The organism is Brevundimonas sp. GW821-FHT02A10, from assembly GCF_059422025.1.
This window is the reverse complement of the sequence record NZ_JBWKWC010000002.1, coordinates 464,272-490,490: the sequence shown is the minus strand read 5'-3', so window position 1 is coordinate 490,490 and position 26,219 is coordinate 464,272. Positions and strand designations below refer to the sequence as shown.

General features: G+C 67.9%; 28 protein-coding genes and 1 tRNA gene. 14 read left to right on the top strand and 15 right to left on the bottom strand.

Annotated features, from left to right (window positions below):
• The first annotated feature begins 63 nt into the window (after positions 1–63).
• A complete protein-coding gene (locus AC07U0_RS08870) occupies positions 64–2,259 on the top strand; it encodes a M3 family metallopeptidase (protein ID WP_494719660.1) in 2,196 nt (731 codons plus the stop codon).
• Positions 2,260–2,349: 90 nt separating this feature from the next.
• Here AC07U0_RS08870 and AC07U0_RS08865 read toward each other — a convergent pair whose 3' ends face one another.
• From AC07U0_RS08865 to ppc, 3 genes are all read right to left on the bottom strand, one after another.
• A complete protein-coding gene (locus AC07U0_RS08865) occupies positions 2,350–2,667 on the bottom strand; it encodes a UrcA family protein (protein WP_494719659.1) in 318 nt (105 codons plus the stop codon).
• Between the two features lie 234 nt (positions 2,668–2,901).
• Entirely contained in the window at positions 2,902–3,075 is a 174-nt protein-coding gene (locus AC07U0_RS08860) for a DUF1328 family protein (RefSeq protein WP_207870306.1), read from the bottom strand.
• Positions 3,076–3,146: 71 nt separating this feature from the next.
• On the bottom strand, positions 3,147–5,855 hold the full coding sequence (ppc, locus tag AC07U0_RS08855) for a phosphoenolpyruvate carboxylase (RefSeq protein ID WP_494719658.1): 2,709 nt from the start codon (positions 5,853–5,855) through the stop codon (positions 3,147–3,149).
• 107 nt (positions 5,856–5,962) lie between these two features.
• Here ppc and AC07U0_RS08850 point away from each other — a divergent pair, with 107 nt between their 5' ends.
• The 5 genes from AC07U0_RS08850 (at position 5,963) to AC07U0_RS08830 (ending at position 10,446) form a co-directional block, all read left to right on the top strand.
• Positions 5,963–6,646: a hypothetical protein gene (locus AC07U0_RS08850; RefSeq protein WP_494719657.1), complete on the top strand. Its 684-nt coding sequence runs from the start codon at positions 5,963–5,965 to the stop codon at positions 6,644–6,646.
• Between the two features lie 229 nt (positions 6,647–6,875).
• Positions 6,876–8,417, top strand: coding sequence for a signal recognition particle protein (gene ffh, locus AC07U0_RS08845; RefSeq protein WP_494719656.1), 1,542 nt, complete (start codon positions 6,876–6,878; stop codon positions 8,415–8,417).
• Between the two features lie 28 nt (positions 8,418–8,445).
• Positions 8,446–9,036 (top strand): 30S ribosomal protein S16, encoded by a 591-nt coding sequence (gene rpsP, locus AC07U0_RS08840; RefSeq protein ID WP_494719655.1) that lies wholly within the window; start codon positions 8,446–8,448, stop codon positions 9,034–9,036.
• Between the two features lie 119 nt (positions 9,037–9,155).
• Positions 9,156–9,686, top strand: coding sequence for a ribosome maturation factor RimM (gene rimM / locus AC07U0_RS08835; protein ID WP_494719654.1), 531 nt, complete (start codon positions 9,156–9,158; stop codon positions 9,684–9,686).
• 55 nt (positions 9,687–9,741) lie between these two features.
• A complete protein-coding gene (locus AC07U0_RS08830) occupies positions 9,742–10,446 on the top strand; it encodes a glutathione S-transferase N-terminal domain-containing protein (RefSeq protein ID WP_494719653.1) in 705 nt (234 codons plus the stop codon).
• Here AC07U0_RS08830 and AC07U0_RS08825 read toward each other — a convergent pair.
• The 8 genes from AC07U0_RS08825 to trhA all read right to left on the bottom strand — a co-directional run bounded on the left by AC07U0_RS08825 (position 10,424) and on the right by trhA (position 15,721).
• Positions 10,424–10,618: a hypothetical protein gene (locus tag AC07U0_RS08825; RefSeq protein ID WP_494719652.1), complete on the bottom strand. Its 195-nt coding sequence runs from the start codon at positions 10,616–10,618 to the stop codon at positions 10,424–10,426. The genes AC07U0_RS08830 and AC07U0_RS08825 overlap by 23 nt on opposite strands.
• Positions 10,618–10,818 carry a hypothetical protein gene (locus tag AC07U0_RS08820; RefSeq protein ID WP_494719651.1) on the bottom strand — a complete coding sequence of 67 codons (201 nt, stop codon included), beginning with the start codon at positions 10,816–10,818 and terminating at the stop codon, positions 10,618–10,620. Before AC07U0_RS08820 ends, AC07U0_RS08825 begins: the two co-directional genes overlap by 1 nt.
• A 288-nt stretch (positions 10,819–11,106) precedes the next feature.
• Entirely contained in the window at positions 11,107–11,283 is a 177-nt protein-coding gene (locus AC07U0_RS08815) for a YegP family protein (RefSeq protein WP_492948558.1), read from the bottom strand.
• A gap of 116 nt (positions 11,284–11,399) precedes the next feature.
• Positions 11,400–12,710, bottom strand: coding sequence for an ATP-dependent protease ATPase subunit HslU (gene hslU, locus AC07U0_RS08810; RefSeq protein ID WP_494719650.1), 1,311 nt, complete (start codon positions 12,708–12,710; stop codon positions 11,400–11,402).
• A gap of 22 nt (positions 12,711–12,732) precedes the next feature.
• Positions 12,733–13,626 carry a DUF4440 domain-containing protein gene (locus AC07U0_RS08805; RefSeq protein ID WP_494719649.1) on the bottom strand — a complete coding sequence of 298 codons (894 nt, stop codon included), beginning with the start codon at positions 13,624–13,626 and terminating at the stop codon, positions 12,733–12,735.
• 218 nt (positions 13,627–13,844) lie between these two features.
• Positions 13,845–14,249, bottom strand: a complete 405-nt coding sequence (locus AC07U0_RS08800; protein WP_494719648.1) for a hypothetical protein — start codon at positions 14,247–14,249, stop codon at positions 13,845–13,847.
• Positions 14,246–14,908, bottom strand: coding sequence for a polyhydroxyalkanoate synthesis repressor PhaR (phaR, locus tag AC07U0_RS08795; RefSeq protein WP_494719647.1), 663 nt, complete (start codon positions 14,906–14,908; stop codon positions 14,246–14,248). The genes AC07U0_RS08800 and phaR overlap by 4 nt, the downstream gene beginning before the upstream one ends.
• A 108-nt stretch (positions 14,909–15,016) precedes the next feature.
• A complete protein-coding gene (gene trhA / locus AC07U0_RS08790) occupies positions 15,017–15,721 on the bottom strand; it encodes a PAQR family membrane homeostasis protein TrhA (RefSeq protein WP_494719646.1) in 705 nt (234 codons plus the stop codon).
• Positions 15,722–15,876: 155 nt separating this feature from the next.
• Here trhA and AC07U0_RS08785 point away from each other — a divergent pair, with 155 nt between their 5' ends.
• On the top strand, positions 15,877–17,064 hold the full coding sequence (locus AC07U0_RS08785; RefSeq protein ID WP_494719645.1) for an acetyl-CoA C-acetyltransferase: 1,188 nt from the start codon (positions 15,877–15,879) through the stop codon (positions 17,062–17,064).
• Positions 17,065–17,106: 42 nt separating this feature from the next.
• Here AC07U0_RS08785 and fzlA read toward each other — a convergent pair whose 3' ends face one another.
• Together fzlA and AC07U0_RS08775 are read right to left on the bottom strand one after the other, a co-directional pair.
• A complete protein-coding gene (fzlA, locus tag AC07U0_RS08780; protein WP_494719644.1) occupies positions 17,107–17,787 on the bottom strand; it encodes an FtsZ-binding protein FzlA in 681 nt (226 codons plus the stop codon).
• Between the two features lie 62 nt (positions 17,788–17,849).
• Positions 17,850–18,836, bottom strand: coding sequence for a cation diffusion facilitator family transporter (locus tag AC07U0_RS08775; protein WP_494719643.1), 987 nt, complete (start codon positions 18,834–18,836; stop codon positions 17,850–17,852).
• 135 nt (positions 18,837–18,971) lie between these two features.
• On the opposite strand from AC07U0_RS08775, the gene AC07U0_RS08770 reads away from it, so the two are divergent.
• Both AC07U0_RS08770 and AC07U0_RS08765 read left to right on the top strand, forming a co-directional pair.
• A complete protein-coding gene (locus AC07U0_RS08770) occupies positions 18,972–20,162 on the top strand; it encodes a citrate/2-methylcitrate synthase (protein ID WP_494719642.1) in 1,191 nt (396 codons plus the stop codon).
• 33 nt (positions 20,163–20,195) lie between these two features.
• Complete coding sequence (locus AC07U0_RS08765; protein ID WP_494719641.1) at positions 20,196–21,005, top strand: undecaprenyl-diphosphate phosphatase; 810 nt, start codon at positions 20,196–20,198, stop codon at positions 21,003–21,005.
• Positions 21,006–21,365: 360 nt separating this feature from the next.
• On the opposite strand, the gene AC07U0_RS08760 is transcribed toward AC07U0_RS08765, so the two are convergent.
• Positions 21,366–22,355, bottom strand: a complete 990-nt coding sequence (locus AC07U0_RS08760) for a complex I NDUFA9 subunit family protein (protein WP_494719640.1) — start codon at positions 22,353–22,355, stop codon at positions 21,366–21,368.
• A 188-nt stretch (positions 22,356–22,543) separates the two neighbouring features.
• Here AC07U0_RS08760 and AC07U0_RS08755 point away from each other — a divergent pair.
• Positions 22,544–22,630 (top strand) — tRNA-Leu (locus AC07U0_RS08755).
• Between the two features lie 58 nt (positions 22,631–22,688).
• On the opposite strand, the gene AC07U0_RS08750 is transcribed toward AC07U0_RS08755, so the two are convergent.
• Positions 22,689–23,498, bottom strand: coding sequence for a hypothetical protein (locus tag AC07U0_RS08750; RefSeq protein WP_494719639.1), 810 nt, complete (start codon positions 23,496–23,498; stop codon positions 22,689–22,691).
• A 114-nt stretch (positions 23,499–23,612) separates the two neighbouring features.
• Here AC07U0_RS08750 and AC07U0_RS08745 point away from each other — a divergent pair, with 114 nt between their 5' ends.
• The 4 genes from AC07U0_RS08745 to lptB are packed head-to-tail and all read left to right on the top strand — an operon-like array spanning position 23,613 to position 26,218.
• Entirely contained in the window at positions 23,613–24,227 is a 615-nt protein-coding gene (locus AC07U0_RS08745) for a ribonuclease D (RefSeq protein WP_494719638.1), read from the top strand.
• Positions 24,220–24,897 carry an LPS export ABC transporter periplasmic protein LptC gene (gene lptC / locus AC07U0_RS08740; protein WP_494719637.1) on the top strand — a complete coding sequence of 226 codons (678 nt, stop codon included), beginning with the start codon at positions 24,220–24,222 and terminating at the stop codon, positions 24,895–24,897. Before AC07U0_RS08745 ends, lptC begins: the two co-directional genes overlap by 8 nt.
• A 4-nt stretch (positions 24,898–24,901) precedes the next feature.
• Entirely contained in the window at positions 24,902–25,384 is a 483-nt protein-coding gene (locus tag AC07U0_RS08735; protein ID WP_494719636.1) for an LptA/OstA family protein, read from the top strand.
• Positions 25,385–25,417: 33 nt separating this feature from the next.
• Complete coding sequence (gene lptB, locus AC07U0_RS08730; protein WP_494719635.1) at positions 25,418–26,218, top strand: LPS export ABC transporter ATP-binding protein; 801 nt, start codon at positions 25,418–25,420, stop codon at positions 26,216–26,218.
• The last annotated feature ends 1 nt before the right edge of the window (position 26,219 follow it).

Here is a 26,219-nt window from a genome sequence, read left to right as displayed (position 1 = left end):
GTGACCGACGCGGTTCTTGCGCCTAAGGTTCAAAATCATGTCCCTATCCGACCGGAGATTTTCATGCACAGACGCCAGCTTCTCATCGCGGGCGGCAGCCTGATGGCCCTCTCGGCCTGCGCTTCCGTGCCCGGCACGGCCGACAGCATGGCCGGCGAATACGCCGCCGGCTCCAACCCGACGACCGTCGCCGAAGAGGCCCGCATCGCCCGCGCCGTCATGCCCCAGACCGCGCCGAGGGCCGAGCTGCTGCAGCCCTGGACCGGCCCCTATGACGGCGTGCCGCCGTGGGACAAGGTGACGCCCGCCAAGCTGCGTGAGGCCCTGCTGGAAGGGATTGAGCTGAACCGCGCCGACGTCGCCGCCATCGCCGACAATCCCGAGGCGCCGACCTTCGCCAACACCCTGGTGGCCATGGAACTGATGGGCGCGCCGCTGGACCGCGTCTCGAACATCTACAGCGTCATGACGGGCAACATCGGCGGCGACGCCTATGACGCCCTCGACACCGAGATGTCGCCGATCCTGTCGGCCTTCTTCGACGAAATCAGCTTCAACGACAAACTGTTCCAGCGCGTGAAGGCCGTCGCCGACACCGCCGACGCCATGGGGCTGAACGCCCAGCAGAAGCGTCTGGCCGTGCGCAGCCGCGACGGCTTCATCCGTTCGGGCGCCAATCTGGACGCCGCCGGCAAGACCGAGCTGGGCCGGATCAACACCGCCCTGTCCGGCGCCTTCACCAGCTTCGGCCAGAAGGTCGTCGCCGACGAGAACGCCTGGACGGTGATCCCGACCGAGGCGGGGGTCGCGGGGCTCCCCGCGTCCAACAAGGCTGCCGCCGCCGCCGCCGCGCGCGCCAAGTCGGTCCCGGGCTGGATCATCATGAACACCCGTTCCAGCGTCGATCCCTTCCTGACCTTCGCCGACAGCCGTCCGATGCGTGAGACGGTCTGGAAGAAGTTCGTGAACCGCGGCGACAACGGCGACGCCAACGACACCAATGCGACCATCGCCACTATCGTCGCCCTGCGCGACCAGCGCGCCAAGCTGCTGGGCTACAGGAACCACGCCGAACTGCGCATGCAGGACACCATGGCCAAGACCCCGGCGGCCGCGCAGTCGCTGATGGACCGCGTCTGGGCCCCGGCCAAGGAGCGGGTCGTGGAAGAGGTCGCCGACATGAAGGCGATCGCCGGTTACGACATCGAGCCCTGGGACTACCTCTACTTCGCCGAGAAGGTCCGCAAGGCCAAGTACGACCTCGATCAGAACGAGCTGAAGCCCTACTTCGAGCTCAACGCGGTCCGCGCCGGCTCCTTCTACATGGCGGAGCGGCTGTACGGCTTCCAGTTCAAGAAACTGCCGGCCGGATCCGTGCCGGTGTTCGAGGAAAACGTCGTCACCTACGAGGTCCACGACAAGGCCACCGGCCGCCTCCTGGGCCTCTACTACACCGACGACTACGCCCGTCCGGGCAAGCGTTCCGGCGCCTGGATGACCACCTACCGGTCGTTCTCGCAGCTCGACGGCTCCAAGGTCATCCTGGCCTCGAACAACAACAACTTCACCAAGCCGGAACCAGGCCAGCCCGTCCTGCTCTCGCTCGACGACGCCGAGACCATGTTCCACGAGTTCGGCCACGCCCTGCACTATTTCAGCTCGGTGGTGACCTATCCCTCGTTCGGCAACACGCCGCGCGACTTCGTGGAATATCCGTCCCAGGTGCATGAGCACTGGGTCCTGACCCGCCCGATCCTCGACGGCTTCATGAAGCATGTGGAGACGGGCCAGCCCATGCCCCAGGCCCTGGTCGACAAGATCGACGCCTCGGAGACCTTCAACCAGGGCTATGCGACGGTCAGCTATCTGTCCTCGGCCATCGTCGACATGGACCTGCACACGCAAGCCACGCCGCCGACCGACATCGACGCCTTCGAGAAGGCTTCGCTGGCGCGCATCGGCATGCCGAAGGAGATCGTGATGCGGCACCGCCTGCCGCAGTTCAATCACCTCTTCACCTCGGATGCCTATTCGGCGGGCTATTACAGCTACCTCTGGTCGGAGACGATGGACGCCGACACCTGGGCCTATTTCGAGGAGTCGGGCGACGTCTTCAATCCGGACATCTCGGGCCGGTTCAAGTCGATCATGCTGGCGCCGGGCAACACGACCGACCGCGCCGACGCGTATCGTCAGTTCCGGGGCCGCGACGTCGATGTCTCGGCCCTGCTGAAGGTGCGCGGTTTCCCCGTCAGCTAGGCGCGGGTTCCGCAACACGACAAAGGGCCGGCGAGGCGACTCGCCGGCCCTTTTCATTTCGGGCGCCAATATGCCCGGTCAGGCGGGGTCTCAGAGGGTGACCGCACGGCGGCTGGCGGCGGCGGCATACTGTGCGCGGGCGTCGGCCGGCATCTGGGCCAGGACCTCGGCGCGGAAGGCGGCGGTGCACTGGGCGCCGCCGGAAATGCGGCTGCCCGTCTGGGCGGTGCGGCACAGGGCGCGGGCGCCGGCCGCGATGCGCGCATCCAGGGTGGCGACGCCGGCGGGCGTGGACAGGTCCAGATCGCCGAAGGAGACGCGGGCGTTCGCGGCGGAACTCTGGGCGGAGGCTGCCCCGGCGCCGATGGCGAGGGCGGCGGTGAGGGCGCAGGCAAGAAGGGTTTTCATGACGGGCGTTCCTGAGAGGCGTCGCTCGTGTCGGCGACGGACCGACCTTCTGCGCCCCATCCGGAGCGGATCGCGGACCCTTCGAGGGCGGCTGTGTGGCCAAGCTTTAAATCGAGGTCATGACATTGAAGTCATGACCTTTTTGTCAGATTTCGAAAGCCGTCCGCAAACGGAAAACGGCGGCCCCGAAGGACCGCCGTCTTGTCGTTTTGAACTGCCGTTCAAGCTGTTGTTTCAGGTGACCTTCTTGGCCACGGTGAAGCCCAGCACCAGGAAGACGGCGAAGACGATCAGAGCCAGAACCGCCAGGAATTTGGCGATGCCCGCTGCGGCGCCGGCGATGCCGCCGAAACCGAGCAGACCCGCCACGATGGCGATGACGGCGAAGATGAGAGCCCATTTCAACATGACGTGTTTCCCTTGCAGGTCTTTTCCTTGCAGGTCTGGGAAACGGGACAGAATGTCGCGGGTTCCTGCCGTCACCCGCTGTTTCTCAACCCCGCCGCCACCCCGTTGATGGCCAGCAGAATGCCTTCGCGCACCAGAGGATCGTCATCGCCCGCCCGCCGCCGCCGGATCAGCTCGATCTGGACGTGGTTCAGCGGCTCGACATAGGGCATGCGCAGGCGGATCAGCCGGTCGAGCTCGGGCTGTCCGCCCAGAAGATCGGACTGGCCGGTGATGCTCAGGACGGCGTCCTTCGTCCTGTCCCACTCGTCCTTGATCGCGCCATAGATAGTCGCGCCGAGGTTGGCGTCGGGGACCAGTCGTGCATAGCGGCGGGCGATGGTCATGTCGGCCTTGGCCATGATCATCTCCATGTTCTGGATCAGGGTGCGGAAGAAGGGCCACTCCTTCCCCATCGCCTGCAGCTCGGCCATGTCCATGCCCTGTACCGCGCTGCCGAAGCCGAACCAGCCCGGCAGCATCACCCGTGACTGCGACCAGCTGAACACCCACGGGATCGCCCGCAGGTCCTCGATCGCGGTCGATGCCGTCCGCGAGGCCGGGCGCGAACCGATCTTCAGCTCGGCCAGTTCGGCGATGGGGGTGGCGGCGCGGAAATAGTCGACGAAGCCCGGGGTCTCATAAACCAGCGACCGGTAGGCGGTCATTGAGGCCTGGGACAGCTTCGACGCCGTCGGTCCGTGGCGCGCGGTCAGTTCATCATCCGGCGGCGGCGCCAGCGAGGCGATCAGCACCCCGGCGGTAAGGGCGTCCAGGTTGCGGCGCGCCACATCGGGCTCGCCGTATTTGTTGGCGATGACCTCGCCCTGTTCGGTGATGCGGATGCGGCCGTGGACCGTACCCTGAGGCTGGCTGACGACCCCGGCGAAGCTCGACCCACCGCCGCGTCCGACCGCCCCGCCCCGGCCGTGGAACAGCTGCAGCTTCAGCCCCGCTGCATCGGTGACATCCAGCAAGGCCCGCGACGCCTCGTGCAGCTCCCAGGTCGAGGTCAGGTAGGAGCCGTCCTTGTTGGAGTCGGAATAGCCGATCATGACCTCCTGAACCCCGCGCGCCTTCGCCACGGCCAGCGCCGAGGGCTCCTTGAGCAGGCGCGACAGGGTGGGCTTGGCGGCCCTCAGGTCGTCGATGGTCTCGAACAGGGGCGCCGCCTGGATCGGGCAGGCGCCGGGATCCTCAGGCCGGTAGAGGCCGACCTCCTTGAGCAGCAGATAGACCTCCAGAAGGTCCGAGGCCGCGTCGGTCTTGGAGACGATATGGGTGCGGATCGCCTGGGGCCCGTAGACGGACAACGCCTTCGCCGCCGCCTCCAGAATGGCCCGCTCCTTCAGCGTCTCGTCCGTATAGGCGGAGTAGGGGCTGAACAGCAGCCGGCCCGAGGCCAGTTCGGCGGACAGCAGGGCGATGCGCCCTTCCTCGTCCAGCGCGGAATAGTCGGTCTCGACCCCCGCCACCTTGAACAGGTCGGCGACCACCCGTTCGTGCACGTCGGAGTTCTGGCGCAGGTCCAGAGTCGCCATATGGAAGCCGAAGATGTCCACCGCCGTGATCAGCTGCGTCAGGCTGTCGTCGGCGAACACCTGGCCGTGGTTAGCCACCAGACTGTCGCGCAACACCGCCAGCTCGGCGCGGAAGGCGTCGGGGCCGGGATAGGGATCGGCGTCGAACCGGGCGGCGCGCGGGGCCGGGGTCCCGGTGATGCTCTGGTGGGTCGCCGCCAGCCGGGCGTAGATCTCGGTCAGGGCCCGGCGATAGGGTTCGTCGGCGCGGTGCGGACTGTCGTCCTCCGACGCCCCCGACAGGGCCGCCATCTCGGGCGAGACATGGGCGAGGCTGCCCGACAGGCTGAGCTCGGCCCCCAGCGCATTCACCTCTTCGAGGTAGTAGCGCAGCACCGCCCGCGACGCGGTCGCCAGCGCCGCCGTCAGGGTCTTGCCGTCGACATTGGGATTGCCGTCCCGGTCGCCGCCGACCCAGGCGCCGATGCGGATGAAGGGATTGAGGTCGGGCGCATCCAGCGCCTTGCGCCACTCCTGCAACTGCTCCGGCGCGACCCTCAGGAAGATGCGGTCAAGGAAGGAGACGACGGTGTCGATCTCATCCTGCACCACCAGGCCGGTGGTCCGCACCAGCCGGGTCGCCCACAGGATCACCGTCTGACGCCGCAGCCCGCGATCCAGCACGTCCGGCGCGCAGCTCAGATCGTCCTTGTCGCAGGCGTCCAGCAGGTCCGACACGGATGCGATCCGGTCGATGACGCTCTTGCGCCGCACCTCCGACGGGTGAGCCGTCAGAACCGGAGAGATCAGGCCGTCGTTCAGCAGATCACGCGCATCGGCCGCCGTCTTGCCCGCTGCCGCCAGTCGGGCCATGGCCCCTTCCAGCGTATCGGGCCGCGCCCCTTCCGCCGTCTGGGTCCGCGCCCGGCGCTTGCCGGCCCGGTCCTCGGCGACATTGGCCAGCAGGGAGAAGACCGCGAAGCCGTGCGCCAGCCCCACCGCCTGTTCCAGCGACAGTTCCGACAGCAACCGTTCCAGCCGCCCGGCCGGATGAGAGCCCGGGTCGCGATGATAGGCGACCGAGGCCTGCCGCACCGCCTCGATCCGGTCGTAGAGCTCCTGCCCGCCCTCATCGCGAATGACCTCGCCGAGCACCGCGCCGAGTTTGCGAACCTCCTCGCGCAGACGGTCGTCGGCGACAGGAGCGGAGGAAGTCGGCATGGGCGTGTCTCTGGGGCAGGGGAGGCTGCAGGTGGAAGCGGGACCGTATCAGGGGTTTCCCGTCTGACCATCCCGCAACCCTAACGCTGAAACGGATTGTGCGGTCCATGACGATGTTTGAAGCGTCGTCGATCCGTGCTGACATGCCTTGGCTCTGGAGGGGGATCATGATTTCACGTGTGGTGGTTCTGTCCGCCCTGCTGGGTGCCCTGTGCGGCTGCGCGTCGATGACGGAGGAGGCGCGGGTTCAGGGCATGGCTCGCGATGCCCTGTCCGACTACGCCAGCCGCTTCCGGCAGGTGGACACCGGGATCGGGGTTCCCGGGCTGACCTATTTCGGGCAGGCGCGATGGAGCCAGATGCCGGGGCTCTGCGTCGCGGACGTCATGCTCGTCGTCCCACGTCGCGCGAAAAACGGGGGCGGGGTGCATTCCATCCTGTTGTCAAAGATCTACGGCGCCGTCGGTGGGCTGCGGCGGGCCGATGTGTCGGACATGACGGAAGCGGAAGTCGCGCGCGAGGAGGCGGCCTGCGCCGCCGTCACCGACGTCATGCCGTTCTTCCATGCCGAAGATGAGGACACCGCGTTCGTTGGCGCCTTGGCTTTTCAGGCCCTGAACGTTCCCGACCGTGGCTTGACCTCGGTCCGATGGTGCGAGGACAAGCAGGAGAACTGTCTTATCCTTCAGTCAGGCCAGGGCGCAGTCCATACGACCAGGGTGATCTTTCAGGAGGGACCGCCCGTCTCGATCGCCACCGTCGAGGACGAGGTCACCTATCCGGTGGACTGAGCTTCGGCCCTCCCGCCTTGTCTTCGCCGCCCTTTTCCGCCATAAGCCGCCGCTTCCGACGCAATTGAACCTGCGTCTCCACCTGCACGTCCCCATCTTCGCGATGGACGAGGCAGGCGAGAAACCTCTGCCGACGTGATCGTCGCCAGAGGCCGTTTCGCTATGGGGGCCGGTTCAGGCGTGGAAATCACGGCTCCCGCCAATCCCGGCGAGGCTGACGAGGTAGTGAATGTTCGAGGCTCTGAACGAGCGGCTGACAGGCGTTTTCGACCGGATCACCGGCCGCGGCGCCCTGTCCGAAAAGGATGTCGCCGAGGCGATGCGCGAAGTGCGCGTGGCCCTGCTGGAGGCCGACGTCGCCCTGCCGGTGGTCAAGGACTTCATCGCCTTCGCCACCGAACGCGCCACGGGCGAAGAGGTCATCCGTTCGGTCAAGCCGGCCGACCAGGTGGTCAAGATCGTCTATGACGGCCTGATCGAGATGCTGGGCGGCGAGGAGCCGGTCGGCCTCAACACCAACGCCACGCCCCCCGCCGTCATCCTGATGGCCGGCCTGCAGGGCTCCGGCAAGACCACGACCTCCGCCAAGCTGGCGCTGCGACTGACCAAGTTCGATCGCAAGAAGGTCATGATGGCCTCGCTGGACACCCGTCGCCCGGCGGCGATGGAACAGCTGGCCACCCTCGGCAAACAGATCGAGGTCGCCACCCTGCCGATCGTGGCGGGCGAGAGCGCCGTCCAGATCACCAAACGAGCCCTGACGTCGGCGAAGCTTCAGGGCTTCGATGTCCTGATCCTCGATACCGCCGGCCGCATCACCCTCGACGAGGGTCTGATGGCCGAGGTCGCCGAGGTCGCGGCCATCGCCAATCCCGTCGAGACCCTGCTGGTCGCCGACAGCCTGACCGGTCAGGACGCCGTCCGCACCGCCAAGGCCTTCCACGAACGCCTGCCCCTGACGGGTCTGGTCCTGACCCGCGCCGACGGCGACGGCCGCGGCGGCGCCATGCTGTCGATGCGCGCCGTCACCGGCCTGCCGATCAAATACATGGGCTCGGGCGAGAAGGTCGACGCGCTCGACGTCTTCGACGCCCGTCGCGTCGCCGGCCGCATCCTGGGTCAGGGCGACATCGTCGCCTTGGTCGAAAAGGCGTCGCAGGAACTCGACCAGTCCAAGGCCGAGGCCATGGCCCGCAAACTGGCCAAGGGCCAGTTCGACCTGAACGACCTCGCCGCCCAGTTCCAGCAGATGAAGAAGATGGGCGGTCTTCAGGGCATCATGGGCATGCTGCCCGGCGTGGCCAAGATGAAGAACCAGATGGCCGACGCCAACATCGACGACAAGTCGATCGCGCGTCAGGAAGCCATCATCTCCTCCATGACCAAGGCCGAGCGCAAAAAGCCCGACCTGCTCAACGCCAGCCGCAAGAAGCGCGTCGCCGCCGGCGCCGGCGTTGAGGTCCAGGACATCAACCGCCTGCTCAAACAGCACCGCCAGATGGCCGACATGGTCAAGTCGATGGCCAAGGGCGGCCCGCGCAAGATGCAGCAGATGGCCGCCATGCTGGGCGGTCTCGGCGGCGGCGCTGGCGGCGGCATGCCCGGGATGGGCGGCCCCGATCTCAACCGTTTGAAGGCCATGGGCGGGGGCAAGATGCCCGAACCCTCGGCCGACGAAATGAAAGCCATCCAGGACCGCCTCGCGGGTCTGGGCGGCGGACAACTTCCGGGAGGCCTGCCCGGCCTGCCGGGCTTCCCACCCAAGAAATAAGACTACAGATTAAAGAAAGAGACTGAAAATGCTGAAGATTCGTCTGGCCCGCGGTGGCGCCAAGAAGCGCCCCTACTACTACATCGTCGTCGCTGACTCGCACGCTCCCCGGGACGGCAAGTTCCTGGAACGCGTCGGCACCTACAACCCGATGCTGCCCAAGGACGGCGCCACGCCGCGCGTCACCCTGAAGGCCGACCGCGTCTCGGAATGGCTCGGCAAGGGCGCCCAGCCGACCGACCGCGTCGCGCGCTTCATCTCGCAGAGCACCGACGAAGCCCTGGTCGGCAAGGTCAAGTGGACCCAGTCGAACAACCCGAACAAGGGCACCCCGGGCAAGAAGGCCCAGGAACGTTCGGCCGAACGCGCCCAGCGCGAAGCCGACCGCGCCGAGGCCGAAGCCGCCGCCAAGATCGAGGCTGCTGAAGCCGCCGTCCGCGCCAAGGAAGAAGCCGCCGCCGCCGCCGAAGCCGCCAAGAACGCTCCGGCCGTCGAAGAAGCTCCGGCTGAAGAAGCCGCTGCTGAAGCGCCTGCCGCTGACACCGACGGCTCCGCCGAAGTCAGCGTCGAAGAGGCTCCGGCCGAAGGCGCCGCTGAAGAAGACAAGACCGAAGCCTAAGGCTTCTTGCCCGCGTCTCCGGTTCACGCCGGAACGAGGGTGGCGGAGGGCAGTGTTCGAGCGATCGAACACTGCCTTTCTGCTATCTGGCGACACACGGATCGAACGGAGCGGCCACGATGGCGCAGAACGACGGCAAACTCATCCTCGTCGGCCACGTCGCCGGCGGCTTCGGGGTGCGCGGCGAGGTCAAGATCACGGCCTATACCGCAGACCCCCTGGCCCTGACGGCCTATGGTCCCCTGCTGCGCGCCGACGGCTCCCACGCCCTGACCGTCACCTCGGCCCGCCCGTCCAAGGACGGCATCGTCGGGCGGGTGAAGGAGGTCGACACCAAGGAGCAGGCCGACGCCCTGCGGAATCTGAAACTCTTCGTCCCGCGCGACCGCTTCCCCGAACCGGACGAGGACGAATTCTACCTCGCCGACCTCGTGGGTCTGGAAGCCCGCGATCCGGAAGGCGTCGTCCTCGGCACCGTCCGCGCGGTGCAGAATTTCGGCGCCGACGACATGCTGGAGATCAGCCCGGCGGCGGGCGGCCAGACCTGGTATCTGCCCTTCACGAAAGAGGCGACGCCCGAGCTGCATATCGCCGACGGCTGGCTGCTGGCCGTCCGTCCGGTCGAGACCGGCGAACGCGAGCCGGACTGACTTGCGGTCAAGCTGACCGCTCCCGACATAGGGGCTCGCCACGAGAGGGAGCCCCATGGCCGATCTGTCCGCCTTTGCAATCACGAACCAGTACCCGGCGAAGGACCCGACGGTCCTGCAGTACTACGGCCTGCCGACGCCCAACGGCGTGAAAGTCTCCATCATGCTGGAGGAGATCGGCATCCCCTATGAGGTCCATCTGGTGGACATCATGAAGAACGAGAGCTGGACGCCCGATTATCTGTCGCTCAATCCGAACGGCAAGATCCCGGCCATCCTCGATCCCGACGGCCCCGGCGGCAAGCCGCTGGCCCTGTGGGAATCCGGCGCCATCCTCATCTATCTGGCCGAGAAGACCGGCCGGTTCCTGCCCACCGATCCGGCCCTGCGTTACCAGACCATCCAGTGGCTGATGTGGCAGATGGGCGGCCTGGGCCCGATGTTCGGCCAGCTCGGCTTCTTCCACAAGTTCGCGGGCAAGGACTATGAGGACAAGCGTCCGCGCGACCGCTACGCCGCCGAGTCGAAGCGCCTGCTGGGCGTGCTGGAAGGCCGCCTTGAAGGCCGCGACTGGATCATGGGCGACGACTACACCATCGCCGACATCTCCATGATCGGCTGGGTCCGCAACCTGATCGGCTTCTATGAGGCCGGCGAGATCGTCGACTACGCCAGCCTGAAGAACGTCCCCGCCTGGCTGGAACGGGCGCTGGCCCGTCCCGCCGTGCAGCGCGGGATCAACATCCCCTCGCGGGGCTGATCACCACCACATGGCCGGGGTGGCATTCCGCCTCGGCCATGGCGTGCCGCAGGGCGGTCCGTCGGTCGGTGAAGACGCCGCTGAACAGCCGGTCGCTGGACTGCAGCCGCCAACGCGGGCCGTCGGGAATGACCTCGATCACGGCGGGCGGCGTCTGAAGGGCGAGGGCCATCAGTGGGGCCTCTCGTTGTTCAGGGCGTCGGCCTGTTTCTGCAGCGACCTCGCGATCCGCTCGGCTGCCCGACGGCTGCGGAAGGGGCGGGTGCAGGCGCCGTTCAGAACCACGCTCCAGCCACCCGCCCGGGCCACGACCTCATAGTGACGCGGCTTCACGGCGCGCGGCCGGGTCTCGGAAATGACCCCCGACATCATCTGGCGGCCCTCCGGCTGACCGGCTCGGCTGACGCTGATCCAGAGCGTGGCGCGGCCCCAAAGGCGGCGCCCAGAACGGTCAGGGCCGCTCGCCAGCTGCTCCATGGGGAAGGCTCCGGCGAGGTGGATTTCTTGCGCGACATGGGAAGATGTCCTTTCGCGCGGATATCACTCCCGACCCCCGTAAGCGCGCCATTGCGAAAGCGGCCCGGCGCATAAGGCGGGCGTAATGAAAAAGGCCCCGCGGACGAACCGCGGGGCCTCTGTCGGTCACGCCGTGCCGGCGGACTATTCGATCTCGACGGTTTCCGCGTCGGGCACGTGCTTCTTGATCGACTCGATCGCCCGCTTGGCGCCCGACTTGTCGGAATAGCCCTCGGTCGAGAAGATGACCTCGGAGTTGAACTTGAACCGGACGCGGAACTCGCCGGCCTTGTCCTTGTAGACTTCGAACTTGTGCGCCACGGGGCGTCTCCCTGATTTCACGGCCCTGTCGGGCCTTGCCAAGCTGGAGCGGGTCAGCCCCGAGCGTCAATCGCGAACTGTCAGCCGCCGGACACAGGCGCGTGAGTTACAATTGGCTAGAGGATGTACCGGCTCAGGTCGGCGTTCTTCGCCAGGTCGCCGACCTTCTCGCGTACCTGATCCCCGTCGAAGGTGAGGGTCTGGCCGGACAGGTCCGAGGCCTTGAACGACGTCTCTTCCAGCACCCGTTCGATCACCGTGACCAGACGCCGCGCGCCGATGTTCTCGACCTGGCCGTTGGCCGCCACCGCCGCATCGGCCATGGCCTCGATGGCGTCGGGGGTGAAGTTGAGCGTCACCTCTTCGGTCGCCAGCAGGGCCTGGTTCTGACGGATCAGATTGGCCTCTGGCTCTGTCAGGATGCGCACGAAATCGTCGCGCGTCAGGGCCTTCAGCTCGACCCGGATCGGCAGCCGCCCCTGTAACTCGGGCAGCAGGTCCGAGGGCTTGGCGACATGGAAGGCGCCCGAGGCGATGAACAGCACATGGTCGGTCTTCACCGGCCCGTATTTGGTCGAGACGGTGGTGCCCTCGATCAGGGGCAGAAGGTCGCGCTGCACGCCTTCGCGGCTGACGTCGGCGCCGCCGCGATCCTGACGGCCCGCCACCTTGTCGATCTCGTCGAGGAAGACGATCCCCTCCTGTTCAGCCAGGGTGACGGCGTCGCGGGTCAGGCTGTCCTGATCCAGCAGCTTGTCGCTCTCCTCGGTGATCAGGGGTGTCAGGGCCTCCTTCACCGTGGTGTGGACCGATTTCGTCCGCGGCCCGCCCATCTTGCCGAGCATCTCGGACAGATTGATCATCCCGATGCCGCCTGCGCCCCCGGAGTCCGGAAAGCCCATGCCCTGCATCGGCGAGGCCGTGTCGGCAAGATCGAGGGTGATCTCCTTGTCGTCCATCTCGCCGGCGCGGAGCTTCTTGCGGAAGCTGTCGCGCGTCGCCGGGCCCGAGCCGGGACCGACCAGGGCGTCGAGAATCCGCTCCTCGGCCGCCGCCTCGGCCTTGGCGCGTACGCCCGCGCGGCGCGTGTCGCGCACCATGATCAGGGCCGCCTCGACCAGGTCGCGCATGATCTGGTCGACGTCGCGGCCGACATAGCCGACCTCGGTGAATTTGGTCGCCTCGACCTTCAGGAAGGGGCTGCCTGCCAGCCGGGCCAGACGCCGGGCGATCTCGGTCTTGCCGACCCCGGTCGGGCCGATCATCAGGATGTTCTTGGGCGTCACCTCGTCGCGCAGGTCGGCGGGCACGCGCTTGCGCCGCCAGCGGTTGCGCAGGGCCACGGCGACGGCGCGCTTGGCGTCGTGCTGTCCGACGATGAAGCGGTCGAGTTCGGAAACGATTTCGCGGGGGGACAGATCGGTCATGCCGCTCAGATAGGGCGTCGGTTCAGCTTGCGGGAGGGGGCGCCGGAGTCGCGGGCGGCGTCGCAGGGGCGACAGGGGCGGGGATCAGCTGCGCCAGAACGATGGCCCAGCCTCCCGCCTGCTTCTGCCAGAGGTGCACATACCAGCCGTGACGGTCCTGGCCGTCGCGGGTCCAGTCGGCCGTGCCATAGGTCCAGGCCATGTCTCCGGCGTCGGACCATCCTCCGTTGTCAGGCGGACCGAAGATGAAGGTCTCGGGCCAGGCGTCCAGCGCCTCGGCGAAGGCCGCGCGGCCGATGGCGGGCGGACGGGGCGCGACATAGAGGCGGGCGTTGTCGGCGAGGAAAAACAGATGCGCGCGCTTCTGATCCTTCCTGGCGCCGCGGGCCAGGAAGGATTCCAGCATCGCGACGTTGAGCATGGCGCGGCCAGCCGGTTCCGTGCCCTCCGTCATCGTGGGCAGGATGGCCGGCTCGGTGTCGGGGCCCGGGACATCGGCGGCCGTCGCGCCCGAACCGCCGTCATAGACCCACTTCCACGAGCCGTCGGCCTGCTTCTTCCAGATCGTGAAATAGTGACCCGTGCGGCGGCCGCCGACCTCGACCCCTCCAGTGGTGAAGCCCAGATCGCCTGACATCGAGATTCCGGCCCAGTTGGGCCACCAGACCAGCGACGGCGCCGCCGGATCGAAGACGGCGTTCGGATCGAGGATCTCATGAGCGAGCTTCGGCCCCTCGCCACTGATCATCACCGCCTCGGGCGCGGACCATTTGAGGAAGGAGGCGTCGACGCCGGTGGCCAGTCCGTCCGCCGCGAAGGCCCGCTCGGCGGCGATGACAGGGGCGGGATCAGCGGTCTGCGCAAGGGCAGGCGCAGCGAGCGCGACGGCGGCAAGGAAGGCAAATGTTCGGATCATGCGCGGTCTCCAGACCCGCATTGATCCTTGGTCGGGGCTCCCCGACCAGTGAATTCCGCGACAGGTTCTAGAGCAGGGCCGCGAAGATCAGGGCGACGACGATCACGTCGAAGGCGCGGAAGGCGGAGCTGACAGCGAGGGACATGGGCGCGGACCGCAGGATCGGGACAGATGTCCGTCCTCACTGCAAACCGCGCGCCAGATTGGGGTTCCGCGCCTCAGATGTCGGTGCGCTTGGTCGTCCCGACCGGCGGGCGGCGATCCTTCCCGCCCGCATATTCCGCGCCGAGGTAGGCGGAGCGGGCCTTGTCCATGACCGGCGGGCCGCCCTTGATGCCGTTTCTCTGGCCGCCCTGGCCCAGCATCTGGGCGGCGAAGCCGGCCGCGGCGGCCTGGGCTTCGGTCATCGCCGCTTTTGAGGCGGCAGGGCCTGCCGGGTCATGGTGAACGGCCTTGCCGACCGGGACCAGATCGCGCGAGGCGCTTTCCTTCTTCGCCCGCCGGTCGGCCGAGCGGCGCTCCTGTCCGCGTCGGTCCTCGTTGCTGGTCCGGGTGACGGCGGGGGTCACCGCGCCGCCCCCGACGCCGCTGACCGGCCCGACAGGAGGGACGCGGCTGCTCATTCGCCCTTGGCACCCTTGGACGCCTTCGGAGGCGTGGAGATACGTTCGATCTGGGCGCGCATCTCGTCCATCTGGCGGCGCATCTCGGCCAGGGGGTCGTTGGCGGCTTCCGGAGCGGCCTCGGACGCGGCTTCCGGCGCCGCCTTCGGCGCTTCCGGCTCGGCCCGCGCGCCATAGGCGCCGCTGAAGGCCGGGAACATCTTCATGGCGTTCTGGAAGATGGCCATGTTCTGCTTGACCGCCTCCTCCATCAGGTTGCCGGTCGGGCCGCCGGAGAAGGCCTTGGCCACCTGGGCGCGGTACTGCTCCTGCTGGCGCGAGAAGTTCTCGAGCGACATCTCCAGGTACGAGGGCAGGACGCCCTGCATCTGGCCGCCGTAGAAACCGATCAGCTGGCGCAGGAACTGGACGGGCAGCAGGGCCTCGCCGCGGCTCTCTTCCTCGAAGATGATCTGGGTGAGGATCTGACGCGTCAGCTCCTCATTGGTCTTGGCGTCGAACACCACAAACTCGACCCCGTCCCGGACCATCTTGGCCAGGTCCTCGAGCGTCACATAGGCGCTGGTTGAGGTGTTGTAGAGACGGCGGTTCGCATATTTTTTGATGACGACCACGTCGCCTGCCCTGGTCTTCCCCGACTGGGGTTTATCGTCGGCCACGCCAATCAACTCCCTTTATCTTTTCGTCAGTATCCCGCAGTGCGAAGACGGACGCCAGTGCAATATTTGGCGCTGCACAAGACCGGAATACTCAGGCCTGACAGTCGGTTAGGCCATCTGGGGTGCGAGGACGACGCCCAGCAGCACCGCGACCCAGTGCACACCGGCCCCGGCGACGACGAAGCCGTGCCAGATCGCACGGCGGTATTTCAGGCGGGGGCTGATGAAGACGAAGACCCCGGCGGTATAGATCAGCCCGCCCAGCACCAGCAGGCCCAGGGCGACCGGATGCACTGTCTCCAGCATCGGCTTGAGGGCCAGGACCGCCAGCCAGCCGAACAGGACATAGACCCCGCTCCAGAAGGCGTCGGAGATGCGGGGCGCGACCAGCTTGGTCGCGACACCGGCGCCGGCGATCAGCCAGACCGCCAGGGTGAATCCGATCGACCACATCCCCTCGAACCTCTGGGTCGTGAAGGGGGTGTAGGAGCCGGCGATCATCAGGAAGATGGCCGCCTCGTCCATCCGCCGCAGCACGGGCCGGGCGGCGCAGGGATTGGTCCAGTTGTAGATGGTCGAGACCGACAGCATGGCGATCAGACAGACGGCGTAGACAGCCGTGGCGATGATCGTTCCCGGCCCGCCGTAGATCGCCGCGAGACCCGCCAGAACGATGCCGCCGACGCCGGCCAGAGACAGGCCCGTCACATGGACCCAGAGGTCCGCCAGACGCTCGGCGCGCGTCTGGTAGTGGTCGATCATGTCCAGCGCGTCAGGCGTGCAGACATGGGTAAACACGGATCGCAAACGCATCTTCATGGCCCCATCAAGCCCACGACCGTTCGGTTCGTTCCCTCCATCTGGACGCGACACGATGACCATCCGCTGAATCCGGCGTATGGGGCGTGACGAAAGCCCCGGGATGCGGCAGAAACGCCACGCAATATTTCCGCAGTGAGTGAATAAACATGGCCTCCGCTGTTTCCGACGTCGTCATCGTCTCCGCCGCCCGCACCCCCGTCGGGTCCTTCCTCGGCGGCCTGTCGAGCCTGCCGGCCTCGAAGCTGGGCGAGATCGCCATCAAGGCGGCGCTGGAGCGGGCGGCCGTCTCGGGCGCCGAGGTCGACGAGGTCATCCTCGGCCATGTGCTTCAGGCCGCCGCCGGTCAGGGCCCGGCCCGTCAGGCCTCGATGGGCGCGGGCGTGCCGAAGGAGACCCCGGCCTGGAGCCTGAACCAGATCTGCGGCTCGGGCCTGCGCGCTGTCGCCATCGGCGCCCAGCAGATCGCCCTCGGCGATGCGAAGATCATCGTCGCCGGCGGTCAGGAGAGCATGAGCCAGGCGCCGCACGCCCAGCACCTGCGCACCGGCCAGAAGATGGGCGACATCGCCCTGGTCGACACCATGATCAAGGACGGCCTGTGGGACGCCTTCAACGGCTATCACATGGGCCAGACAGCCGAGAACATCGCCGCCGAGGCCCACATCAGCCGCCTCGCGCAGGACGAGTTCGCCGTCGCCTCCCAGAACAAGGCCGAGGCGGCCCAGAAGGCCGGCCGGTTCGCCGAAGAGATCGTCCCGGTCGTGATCCCGGGCCGCAAGGGCGACACCGTCGTCGATCAGGACGAGTACATCCGCCACGGCGCGACGCTGGAGGCCATGGAGAAGCTGAAGCCCGCCTTCACCAAGGATGGGACCGTCACCGCCGCCAACGCCTCGGGCCTGAACGACGGCGCCGCCGCCCTGGTGCTGATGTCGGCCGAGGATGCGAAGGCGCGGGGCCTCGAGCCTCTGGCCCGTATCGCGTCCTGGGCTACGGCCGGCGTCGATCCGGCGGTCATGGGCACGGGTCCGATCCCCGCCTCGAAGAAGGCGCTGGAGAAGGCCGGCTGGACCGTCGCCGACCTCGATCTGGTCGAGTCCAACGAGGCCTTCGCGGCCCAAAGCCTGTGCGTGCTCAAGGAGCTCGGCCTCGATGCGTCGAAGGTCAACGTCAACGGCGGCGCCATCGCCATCGGCCACCCGATCGGGGCTTCCGGCGCCCGCATCCTGACCACCCTGCTGTTTGAGATGAAACGCTCGGGCGCCAGGAAGGGCCTCGCCACCCTCTGCATCGGCGGCGGCATGGGCGTGGCCATGTGCGTGGAACGCGCCTGATCCCTGAGATCCGTCCTCCTCGCGGGGACGGATCGCCGGGCCTCAGAAGTCGAGGTCGGCGTAGTGCGGGGCGGGGGCCAGGCCCTGGAACCGGTCCGCCAGCAGGGGCCGGAAGCAGGGGCGGGACTTGAGCCGCACGTACCAGGTCTTGAGCAGCGGATAGGACTTCCAGGCCACCTCGCCGAAGTAGTCCAGCACCGAAACGTGGGCGGCGGCGACCAGATCGGCCTGGCTCATGCGGCGGCCGGCCAGCCAGTCGCGCTCGCCCAGCAGACCTTCCAGCATGACCAGATGCTCGCGCAGGGCCGCGCGGCCTTCGCGCAGACCCTGCGCCTCGGGCGGGCCGAGGCGGAGCAGGGGCTTCTCCATCCGCTCGTGCAGCAGGATGGCGTTGACCTCGTCGGTGAAGCGGCGGTCGAACCATGTAGTCAGGCGGCGGACTTCGGCGCGCTCGCCTGCGTCGGCGGGCATCAGGAGCGGCGTCTTCTGCTGGTCCTCGACCCAGCCCATGATGGCGTTGGCCTCGCACAGGGTGAGCGGCCGGCCCTGATGGGTGGTCTGCAGCACCGGGGGCATGCCGGACGGATTGAGGTCGCGCACCGGGCAATCGGCCTCCCACGGGCGCACCGCGGTCTCCTCGACTTCGATCCGGGCCTCGCCCAGCGCCAGCCGGGCTGAACGCGAGCCGGGGTCGAAGGGGAAATGGAACAGTACGGCCGTCATGCGCGACTCCATGCCCCCCTCGCTCTTAACGGGCCGTTTACCGCGCCCGGTTCAGCCGCCCTCTATGACCAAGGTCCGGTGTGCGGGACGGTCTGGCCGCCCTCGACCGGCGTCTCAACCTCCGGCCGCTCCGGAGGTTCCACCGGGCGGATTCCGGCCGGGTCGGCGTGGATCAGGATGTCGCTGTCGGGCAGGTCGGCGCGGATGCGGGCCTCGGCGGCCTCGACGATGGCGTGGGCGGCTTCCAGCGTCAGGCCGGGGTCCATGTCGACGTGCATCTGGACCATCAGGGTCGAACCGGCCATGCGGGTGCGCAGGGCATGGACGCCGGTGATGCGCGGATCGGCGAGGACGGCGGCGGTCACTGCCTGCTGTTCGGCCTCGCCCGCCGACCGGTCGAGCAGATGGTCCGAGGCGTCCTTGAGCAGGCCGAAGGCGCCCCAGAACAGCCAGATCGCGACCACCAGACCGGCGGCGGCGTCGAGGCCCGGTGCATTCAACCAGGTCCCGGAGACGACGCCGATCAGGACCACGACATTGGCGGCGAGGTCGGCGGCGTAGTGGCTGCGGTCGCCGGCGACGGCGAGGGACCCGGTCTCCTTCAGCGCCCTGCCCTGGAGCCAGACGAGGCCCGCCGTCAGGGCGATGGAGACGATCATGACGGCGATGGCCCAGCCTCCGGCGCCGACCGGGCGCGGGTCCACGATCCGCTGCAGGGCCTCCCAGCCGATGAAGACGGCGGAGGCGAAGATCAGACCGGCCTGGACCAGGGCGGCCATGGCCTCGCCCTTGCCGTGGCCGTAGCGGTGCTCCTCGTCGGGCGGGGCTGCGGCCCAGCGCACGGCGTAGAAGGTGGCGAGCGACGCGATCAGGTCCAGCGTCGAGTCAGTCAGGGAGGCCAGAATGGACACCGATCCCGAGGCGCCGAGGGCGAAGGCCTTGAGCGCGATCAGGGCGATGGCGACCCCGACCGAGAGGCGGGTGATCCGGCGCGTGATCGCCGCCTTGTCCACAGTTGACTGGAGCGTTTCGCCGGACGGGTCGGTCATCCCGCCTTGTCGCCGATCAGACGGCGCAAATCCAGAGCGGGCTTATGTTTCAGCAAGCTTGGCCTTATTGCCCCGGTCACGAAATGGCCGCATGGTGAGCGCTGCATTCATCCACAGGCAGGACGTGGATCGCGTATGGCGTCGGTTGGGGAAGCGACAGGTCAGGCGGCGGGCCGATGGATCGGTCGCAGCGAGGCCCTGGAGCGGCTGGGGGTCAAGACCCAGACGCTGTACGCCTATGTCAGCCGCGGCCGGATCGCCGCCCGGCCCGACCCCGACAACCCGCGCCGCAGCCAGTACGACGCCGGGGACATCGCCCGACTGAGCGCGCCGCTGGCGCCCGGCGAGACGCCGCCGCCCTTCGTGCCCTTCGAGCATGCCCCGGCGCGGGGCGAGGCTCTCATCCGGTCGTCCCTGAGCCTGGTGTCCGACGGGCGGCTCTTCTACCGCGGCCAGGACGCCATCACCCTGTCGCAGACGGCGACCGTGGAGGATGCGGCCCGGCTGCTGTGGGACGCGCGCGAGCACAACCCGTTCGCGGGACTCGGTCCCCGGCTGGACAGCGCCGGCGGGGTCACGGCCCGGACCCGGCTGTTCGCCTCCCTGGCCCGCCGCGCCGAGGAGGACGCCTCCACGGCCGGCAAGACGCCCGAGCAGGTCAAGGCCCAGGCCGCCTCGGTGCTCAATGAGGTGGTCGACGCCATCGCCGGGCCCGGGCCGCGCCTGTTCTTCCACCAGCGGCTGGGCCGGGGCTGGAAGGTGCTGGAGCGCGACAGCGTCATCATCCGGCAGGCCCTGGTCCTGATCATGGACCACGCCATGAACCCGGCCGTCATCGCCACCCGGGCGGCGGCGGGCGGCGGGGCCTCTCCGGCGGGGGCGGCCCTTGCGGGTCTGGCCACCTTCACCGCCTCGCCCAAGGCCTTCGAACTGGCCCGGACCATCGCCTGGGTCATCGAGGCCCGGCGCGATCCGCGCGGCGCGGCCGAGCGGCGTATGGCGACCGATGGTCGCGTCCCCGGCTTCGGCGACGCCGCCTGGCCCGAGGGCGATCCCCGCGCCGAGGCCCTGCTGGCGGCCGCCCAGCTGCCCGCCGATCTGGCCGCCATCGTCCGCGAAGGCGAGGCGGCATCGGGCGTAAAGGCCAATGTGGGTCTGGCCCTGGCCCTGGTCGCGCGCCGTCTGGACCTGCCCCGCGACGGCGCCTCGGACATGCTGCTGATCGGCCGTCTGGTCGGGCTTCTGGGTCATGCGCTGGATCAGGCCACGGACGGCTCGCCTATCGCCGCCCGACTGCGCTATGTGGGTCCCAGACCCGGCGCCTGATCAGGCTCTCCCACCGGGACCATGGGGATACATATGGCGGACTGGATTGCGGCGATCATCCTTGGGCTCGTGGAGGGACTGACCGAGTTCCTGCCCGTCTCCTCGACCGGCCACCTCTTGCTGACCCAGCACCTGCTGGGCCTGACCGACCTGCGCTGGAACGCCTTCGTGGTGCTGATCCAGCTGGGGGCGATCCTGGCGGTGGTGGCGCTGTACTTCCAGCGGCTGTGGGGCGTGCTGATCCGGCTGCCTACCGACCCGGCGGCGCGGCGCTTCGCCATCAGCGTGCTGATCGCCTTCATTCCCTCGGCCATCGCCGGCCTGTTCCTGCACGACTTCATCACCAAGGTCCTGTTCGAGGACCTGCGCACGATCTGCTGGGCCCTGATCATCGGCGGGGTGATCCTGCTGGTGCTGGAGCGCTGGGCGCCCAAGCCGCACACCGGCGACGCCATGGCCCTGACCTGGCGCCAGTCCTTCCTGATCGGCCTGTTCCAGTGTCTGGCGCTTGTTCCCGGCGTGTCCCGCTCGGGCGCGACCATCTCGGGCGGTCTGGTGCTGGGACTGGAGAAGCCGGCGGCGGCGGAGTTCTCCTTCTTCCTGGCCATTCCGACCATGGTCGCGGCCTTCGGTCTGGACCTGCTCAAGTCCAAGGACTCGATCGATCTTCACTTCGCCTGGATCATCGCCATCGGCTTCGTGGTGTCCTTCGTCAGCGGCCTGATCGTGATCAAATGGATGCTGAGCTTCGTGTCGAAACACGGCTTCGCCCCCTTCGCCTGGTGGCGGATCGCCATCGGCGCGACCGGCCTGTTCCTGCTGACCATGGGGATGGTGGTCTAAGGGGTTTTGCACTCGAAAAAAGGTGGGTGCAAAAAGTGCAAGGCTGAAGGTCGGGTAGCAGGTTTCGCGCCCAGGGCGCGGAGTCTGAACGGCTTTTTTCGAGGCTGAACATTGCACTCGGTTTGCACTCGAGTGCAAAGCCGTGCGCCCGGGCGGGTGTCTGGGTTTGTGATGTCAAAGACCGGCGGACGCCCAGTGTAAGGTCGCGCGAAGGCGTGCGCGGTCGATTGGGGCTGTGAGCCCGCAAGGCGTTAGTTTCGAGCAGGTTTTCCGGCATGGGCATGCTGGCCTGAGAGGCCTGTCCGACCCCTCATCCGTCGCGCTTCGCGCGCCACCTTCTCCCGCAAGGGGAGAAGGACTTTAAGCGGTGACCAGGGTCTCGGCGGCCGGGGCTTCGGCGAACTGGCCGCCCTTGCGGTAGCGCCAGAGGTAGGCCGGGGCGATGGCTTCCAGGCCGGTAGGCTCGATGCCCAGGGCGGCGAGGCCTTCGGCGCCGGGGGCGACGAGGTTGTCGCTCTCCAGCGAGACGACCTGATCCCTGGTGAGGACGGGCGTGATCCCGAAGCCGGCGGTGATCTGGGCCAGCGAACCGATGATCCGGGCGATGCCGAAGGGCAGGGGGATCAGGGCGCGTTCGCGCTTGGTCTCGCGCACGATATATTTGAACACATCACCGAGGGTCCAGACGGCCGGGCCGCCCAGTTCGAAGGTGCGGCCGGCGGCGTCGGCGCGGGTCGTGGCGCGGGCGATGGCCTCGGCGACATCGCCGACATAGACGGGCTGCAGCTTCGTCTCACCGCCGCCGATCAGGGGCAGGGCGGGGGCCATGACGGCCAGGGAGGCGAAGCGGTTCAGGAAGCCGTCGCCGGCGCCGAAGACGATCGACGGGCGAATGATGACGGCGCCGGGCAGGACGCCGCGCACGGCGGCCTCGCCCTTCGCCTTGGTGCGGGCGTAGTCGCTGGCGCTGTTCGCATCGGCGCCGATGGCCGAAACCTGGACCAGACGGGTGACGCCGGCGGCGACGCAGGCCTCGGCGACGTTTTTGGCGCCCTCGACGTGCAGGGCCTCGAAGGTGCGTTTGCCGCTCTCGTGCAGGACCCCGACCAGATTGACCGCCGCGCTGGCGCCCTTGAGGGCCGCCGCCACGTCCGCGGGCGAGGTGATGTCGCAGCGCACCGGCTGGATCTGGCCCACGTCGCCGAGCGGGCGCAGGTCATAGGAGATGTTGGGGGCGCGCACGGCGACCCGCACCCGCCAGCCGGCTTTCGCCAGGGCGCGGACGGTCTGGGCGCCGACGAAGCCGGAGCCTCCGAACACAGTGACCAGACCCGGGCTGAACGCGGACATGGGAAGCTCCAATCGAAATCTCAGACTGGCGGGATAGACCAGGTCTCGCTGCATCGCAACGCGCCGGACAAAGGGTTTGAACGCGATGTGCAAAACTTGTCGCAAAAGCATATTGACCCGCCCGCCCGGCTCCCGTAGAGGTCCGCGCCTTCCCGACGGAAACGCCTTCGCGGCGCGGACGTAAGGGGGCCCAGGTGGCGGAATTGGTAGACGCGCTGGCTTCAGGTGCCAGTGATCGAAAGGTCGTGGAGGTTCGAGTCCTCTCCTGGGCACCAATTCTCGAAACGGCGTCGCATCGACAGATGCGGCGCCGTTTTTGATTCAGGCCCGACTTCAGGCATCGACGTAGCGCTGAAGGATGCCGGGGCTCAGGGCGTTGATCTTCGCCGCCTCGGCCTTGGTGACGAAGAACAGGACCGAAGCCTGGCCGTTGTCGGCGGCCCAGAAGCGCGAGGCGCCCTTCGCCGCAGCTTCCAGATCCCTGAAAAAGGCCCCCACCGCCTCGGGATCGGCCCAGTCGTTGTCGACCCGCGCCTTCAGGGTGCGGGCCTGGCCCATCACTGTGTATCGGATCACGGCGGTTTCGGCGTCGGGGCTGAAATCATCCGACAGGTCGGTGACCAGACCGGGCTGCCCCGTGATGCGGACGATCTGCTGGAACGCCCGGGCGTAGTCGCCGGCCTGTTCGAGACACTCCATGTCGAAATTCCAGCCCCGCTCGCAGAAGGCGCGGCCCCAAGGTTCGGCCTCCACCTCGCTGCCGTACATGAAGAGCAGCAGATTCCAGGGATCGGCTTCGTAGTCTTCACGCGCCCAGGACTGAAGAAGCTCCTCGATCGTCCGCCCGGGCGCCAGGACCAGCCCGGCGTCGGCCAGGGCCGCGATCTGGTCCTCGAGGCCAACGGCTTCGGCGAGTGGCTCGACGGCCCGCGAGGGCGCCGGTCGCGGAGCCGGGGCCAGGCTTCGGTCGTCCGGCGCATTCCAGTCCTTCCAGGCGCTCCGGACAAAGAAGGCGGCCACGCCCGCGAAGACCAGCACCAGCACCCAGCCGCCCGGATCCGTCACCTTGGCCGCGATGGACAGGGCCAAGCCGCCGATGAACAGCGCGCCCGCGCCGTACAGCACCGCCATGATACGGTTCATGCGACTTGTCCCCCTAAACTCCGGATGAAGGGTTGCGACGGCCTGTGCGGCGGGTCAAGCAAAGCTGCGGGGCAGACGTGGCGGCTTCGGCATCGCCAGTGTAAGGAACCCCGCATGACCGTTTATTTCCATGAAGGCGACCTGCCCGACGACCTCGACCTCGGCCCCTCGGTGGCGGTCGATTCGGAGACGATGGGCCTGCGCTATCACCGCGATCCGCTGTGCGTGGTCCAGCTGTCGGCCGGGGACGGCGACGCCCATGTCGTGCGCCTGCGTCGCCCCGCCTATGATTGTCCGAACCTGAAGGCCCTGATGGCCGACCGGGGCGTGCTCAAGATCTTCCACTTCGGCCGTTTCGACATCGCCATGATGCAGCTCTATCTCGGCGTCGAGACGGGGCCGGTCTATTGCACGAAAATCGCCTCCAAGCTGGCCCGCACCTATACGGACCGGCATGGCCTCAAGGACGTCACCCGCGAACTGGCGGGCGTGGATCTGTCCAAGGCCCAGCAGTCGTCCGACTGGGGCGCCGATGTCCTGACCCAGGCCCAGCTCGACTATGCGGCCTCGGACGTCCTCTATCTGCACGCGGTCAAGGACAAGCTGGACATGATGCTGGCCCGCGAAGGCCGCGCCGAACTGGCGAAGGCCTGTTTCGACTTCCTACCGACCCGGTCGCGCCTCGATCTCGAGGGCTGGGAAGAGATGGACATCTTCGCCCATGCCTGAGGGGACGCCCCCGGATCAGGTGGCCGTCGAGGCGCGGCGCGCCGAGGACGAGGCGCGTCTGGCCCAGGCCGCGGCCAAATGGCGCGCGCGCTCGCGTCGGGTTCAGCTGTATCGCCGGCTCCTGCCGATCCTGATCGTGATCCTGGCCGGCGGCGCCTTTACCTGGACGGTGTTCCGCACGGTGATCTCGGGCGTCGAGCGCAAGGCCGCCCAGAGCCGCGAGGTCCGGCTCGACAACCCCATGTTCCATGGCCAGGACGCGCAGGGCCGCTCGTTCCTGATTGGCGCCGCGGGCGCGGTGCGCGACCCGAACACCGGCCATTTCCGCCTGAACGGCCCGGTGCTGAGGCTCAATCTCGGCGGCCGCAAGGTGACCCAGATGACCGCCGACGCGGGCATTTATGACGAGGTCAAGCGCACCGTCATCATCGGCCCGAATGTGAAAATCACCGACGGCGGTTCGGGCTTCACCCTGGTCACGCCGGAGGCCGTGGTCGATACGGCGACCGGCGTCGTGACCGGGGACAAGGGTGTTCAGGGGAACGGGCCTCTTGGAACCATTTCCGCTTCGTCCTATGCCATCTATGATCAGGGCGAGCGGGTGACCTTCAACGGCTCCGGCGAAAACAAGGTTCGCGGGACCCTCATGCCCTCCCGGTCGGCTGGATGACACGATGACCAAGACGAAAATCACCTGGATCGCCGGCGCGATCGCCGCGGCCGGTCTGGCCCTCGCCTCCCAGGCGGTCCATGCCCAGGCCGCCAGAGGCAATTCAGCCGACGCGCCGATCAGCTACGGGGCGGACGGGATCAGCCGCACGCCGGAGGGTTTGAGCCTGCGCGGCCGGGCCGAACTGACCCAGGGCGGCAACCGGATGCGCGCCGATACGGTCACGGCGACGACGCCGAACAACCAGCTGACCCGCGTCGAGGCGACCGGCAATGTCTATTATGTCACCCCGACCGAGACGATCCGCGCTGACCACGCCATCTATACGGTGTCGAACGACACCATCGTCCTGACCGGCGACGTGATCCTGACCCAGGGCAAGAGCGTCATGACCGGTTCGCGCCTGACCTATAATGTGCGCACCCAGTCGGCCGAAATGGGCGGCGGCCGCATCCAGGGCGTCTTCTATCCGCAAGGATCGAACTGAGCCTTCGGCTCCGTTCCGACTGAAAGGCCCGGTTTGGCGCGCAAGGAACTCTCCGCTCTCAACGTCAACGATCCCGCCTCCGGGATCGCGCAGACGCTCGCCCCCGAGGCGGAGCCGACGCGCGGCCTGAGGGTCAAGAACATCGCCCGGGCCTTCGGCGCGCGGCAGGTGGTGCGCGACGTCTCCCTGACAGTGCAGCGTGGCGAGGTCGCGGGCCTGCTGGGCCCCAACGGCGCCGGCAAGACCACCTGCTTCTATATGATCACCGGCCTGATCCCGGCCGACAGCGGTTCGATCTGGCTGGACGGCGAGGACATCACCAAACAGCCGATGTACCAGCGCGCACGGATGGGGCTGGGCTATCTGGCGCAGGAAGCCTCGATCTTCCGCGGCATGACGGTCGAGCAGAACATCAAGGCCGTGGTCGAGCTGCGCGAGAGCGGCAAGGGCATTGAGGTCGAGACGACCCGGCTGCTGGAAGAGCTACATATCGACCATCTGCGTCACGCCCCGGCCTCGGGCCTGTCGGGCGGCGAGCGGCGCCGGGTCGAGATCGCGCGGTCGCTGGCGGGCCGTCCGTCCTTCATGCTGCTGGACGAACCTTTCGCCGGCATCGACCCCCTGGCCATCGCCGACATCCGTCAGGTGATCCGCTATCTGGCGGGCGAGGGCATCGGGGTGCTGATCACCGACCACAACGTCCGCGAGACCCTGGACATCATCGACCGCGCCTCGATCATGTCGGGCGGCGAGGTCCTGTTCGAAGGCACCGCCGACCAGGTGATCCACGATCCGGAAGTACGCCGCGTCTATCTGGGCGACCTGTACGGCTGAT

Bases quoted from the DNA above. Each gene is read 5' to 3' on its own strand.
- AC07U0_RS08870 (WP_494719660.1), top strand. From the start codon at position 64: ATGCACAGACGCCAGCTTCTCATCGCGGGCGGCAGCCTGATGGCCCTC.
- AC07U0_RS08865 (WP_494719659.1), bottom strand. From the start codon at position 2,667: ATGAAAACCCTTCTTGCCTGCGCCCTCACCGCCGCCCTCGCCATCGGC.
- AC07U0_RS08860 (WP_207870306.1), bottom strand. From the start codon at position 3,075: ATGTTGAAATGGGCTCTCATCTTCGCCGTCATCGCCATCGTGGCGGGT.
- ppc (WP_494719658.1), bottom strand. From the start codon at position 5,855: ATGCCGACTTCCTCCGCTCCTGTCGCCGACGACCGTCTGCGCGAGGAG.
- AC07U0_RS08850 (WP_494719657.1), top strand. From the start codon at position 5,963: ATGACGATGTTTGAAGCGTCGTCGATCCGTGCTGACATGCCTTGGCTC.
- ffh (WP_494719656.1), top strand. From the start codon at position 6,876: ATGTTCGAGGCTCTGAACGAGCGGCTGACAGGCGTTTTCGACCGGATC.
- rpsP (WP_494719655.1), top strand. From the start codon at position 8,446: ATGCTGAAGATTCGTCTGGCCCGCGGTGGCGCCAAGAAGCGCCCCTAC.
- rimM (WP_494719654.1), top strand. From the start codon at position 9,156: ATGGCGCAGAACGACGGCAAACTCATCCTCGTCGGCCACGTCGCCGGC.
- AC07U0_RS08830 (WP_494719653.1), top strand. From the start codon at position 9,742: ATGGCCGATCTGTCCGCCTTTGCAATCACGAACCAGTACCCGGCGAAG.
- AC07U0_RS08825 (WP_494719652.1), bottom strand. From the start codon at position 10,618: ATGGCCCTCGCCCTTCAGACGCCGCCCGCCGTGATCGAGGTCATTCCC.
- AC07U0_RS08820 (WP_494719651.1), bottom strand. From the start codon at position 10,818: ATGATGTCGGGGGTCATTTCCGAGACCCGGCCGCGCGCCGTGAAGCCG.
- hslU (WP_494719650.1), bottom strand. From the start codon at position 12,710: ATGACCGATCTGTCCCCCCGCGAAATCGTTTCCGAACTCGACCGCTTC.
- AC07U0_RS08805 (WP_494719649.1), bottom strand. From the start codon at position 13,626: ATGATCCGAACATTTGCCTTCCTTGCCGCCGTCGCGCTCGCTGCGCCT.
- AC07U0_RS08800 (WP_494719648.1), bottom strand. From the start codon at position 14,249: ATGAGCAGCCGCGTCCCTCCTGTCGGGCCGGTCAGCGGCGTCGGGGGC.
- trhA (WP_494719646.1), bottom strand. From the start codon at position 15,721: ATGCGTTTGCGATCCGTGTTTACCCATGTCTGCACGCCTGACGCGCTG.
- AC07U0_RS08785 (WP_494719645.1), top strand. From the start codon at position 15,877: ATGGCCTCCGCTGTTTCCGACGTCGTCATCGTCTCCGCCGCCCGCACC.
- fzlA (WP_494719644.1), bottom strand. From the start codon at position 17,787: ATGACGGCCGTACTGTTCCATTTCCCCTTCGACCCCGGCTCGCGTTCA.
- AC07U0_RS08775 (WP_494719643.1), bottom strand. From the start codon at position 18,836: ATGACCGACCCGTCCGGCGAAACGCTCCAGTCAACTGTGGACAAGGCG.
- AC07U0_RS08770 (WP_494719642.1), top strand. From the start codon at position 18,972: ATGGCGTCGGTTGGGGAAGCGACAGGTCAGGCGGCGGGCCGATGGATC.
- AC07U0_RS08765 (WP_494719641.1), top strand. From the start codon at position 20,196: ATGGCGGACTGGATTGCGGCGATCATCCTTGGGCTCGTGGAGGGACTG.
- AC07U0_RS08760 (WP_494719640.1), bottom strand. From the start codon at position 22,355: ATGTCCGCGTTCAGCCCGGGTCTGGTCACTGTGTTCGGAGGCTCCGGC.
- AC07U0_RS08750 (WP_494719639.1), bottom strand. From the start codon at position 23,498: ATGAACCGTATCATGGCGGTGCTGTACGGCGCGGGCGCGCTGTTCATC.
- AC07U0_RS08745 (WP_494719638.1), top strand. From the start codon at position 23,613: ATGACCGTTTATTTCCATGAAGGCGACCTGCCCGACGACCTCGACCTC.
- lptC (WP_494719637.1), top strand. From the start codon at position 24,220: ATGCCTGAGGGGACGCCCCCGGATCAGGTGGCCGTCGAGGCGCGGCGC.
- AC07U0_RS08735 (WP_494719636.1), top strand. From the start codon at position 24,902: ATGACCAAGACGAAAATCACCTGGATCGCCGGCGCGATCGCCGCGGCC.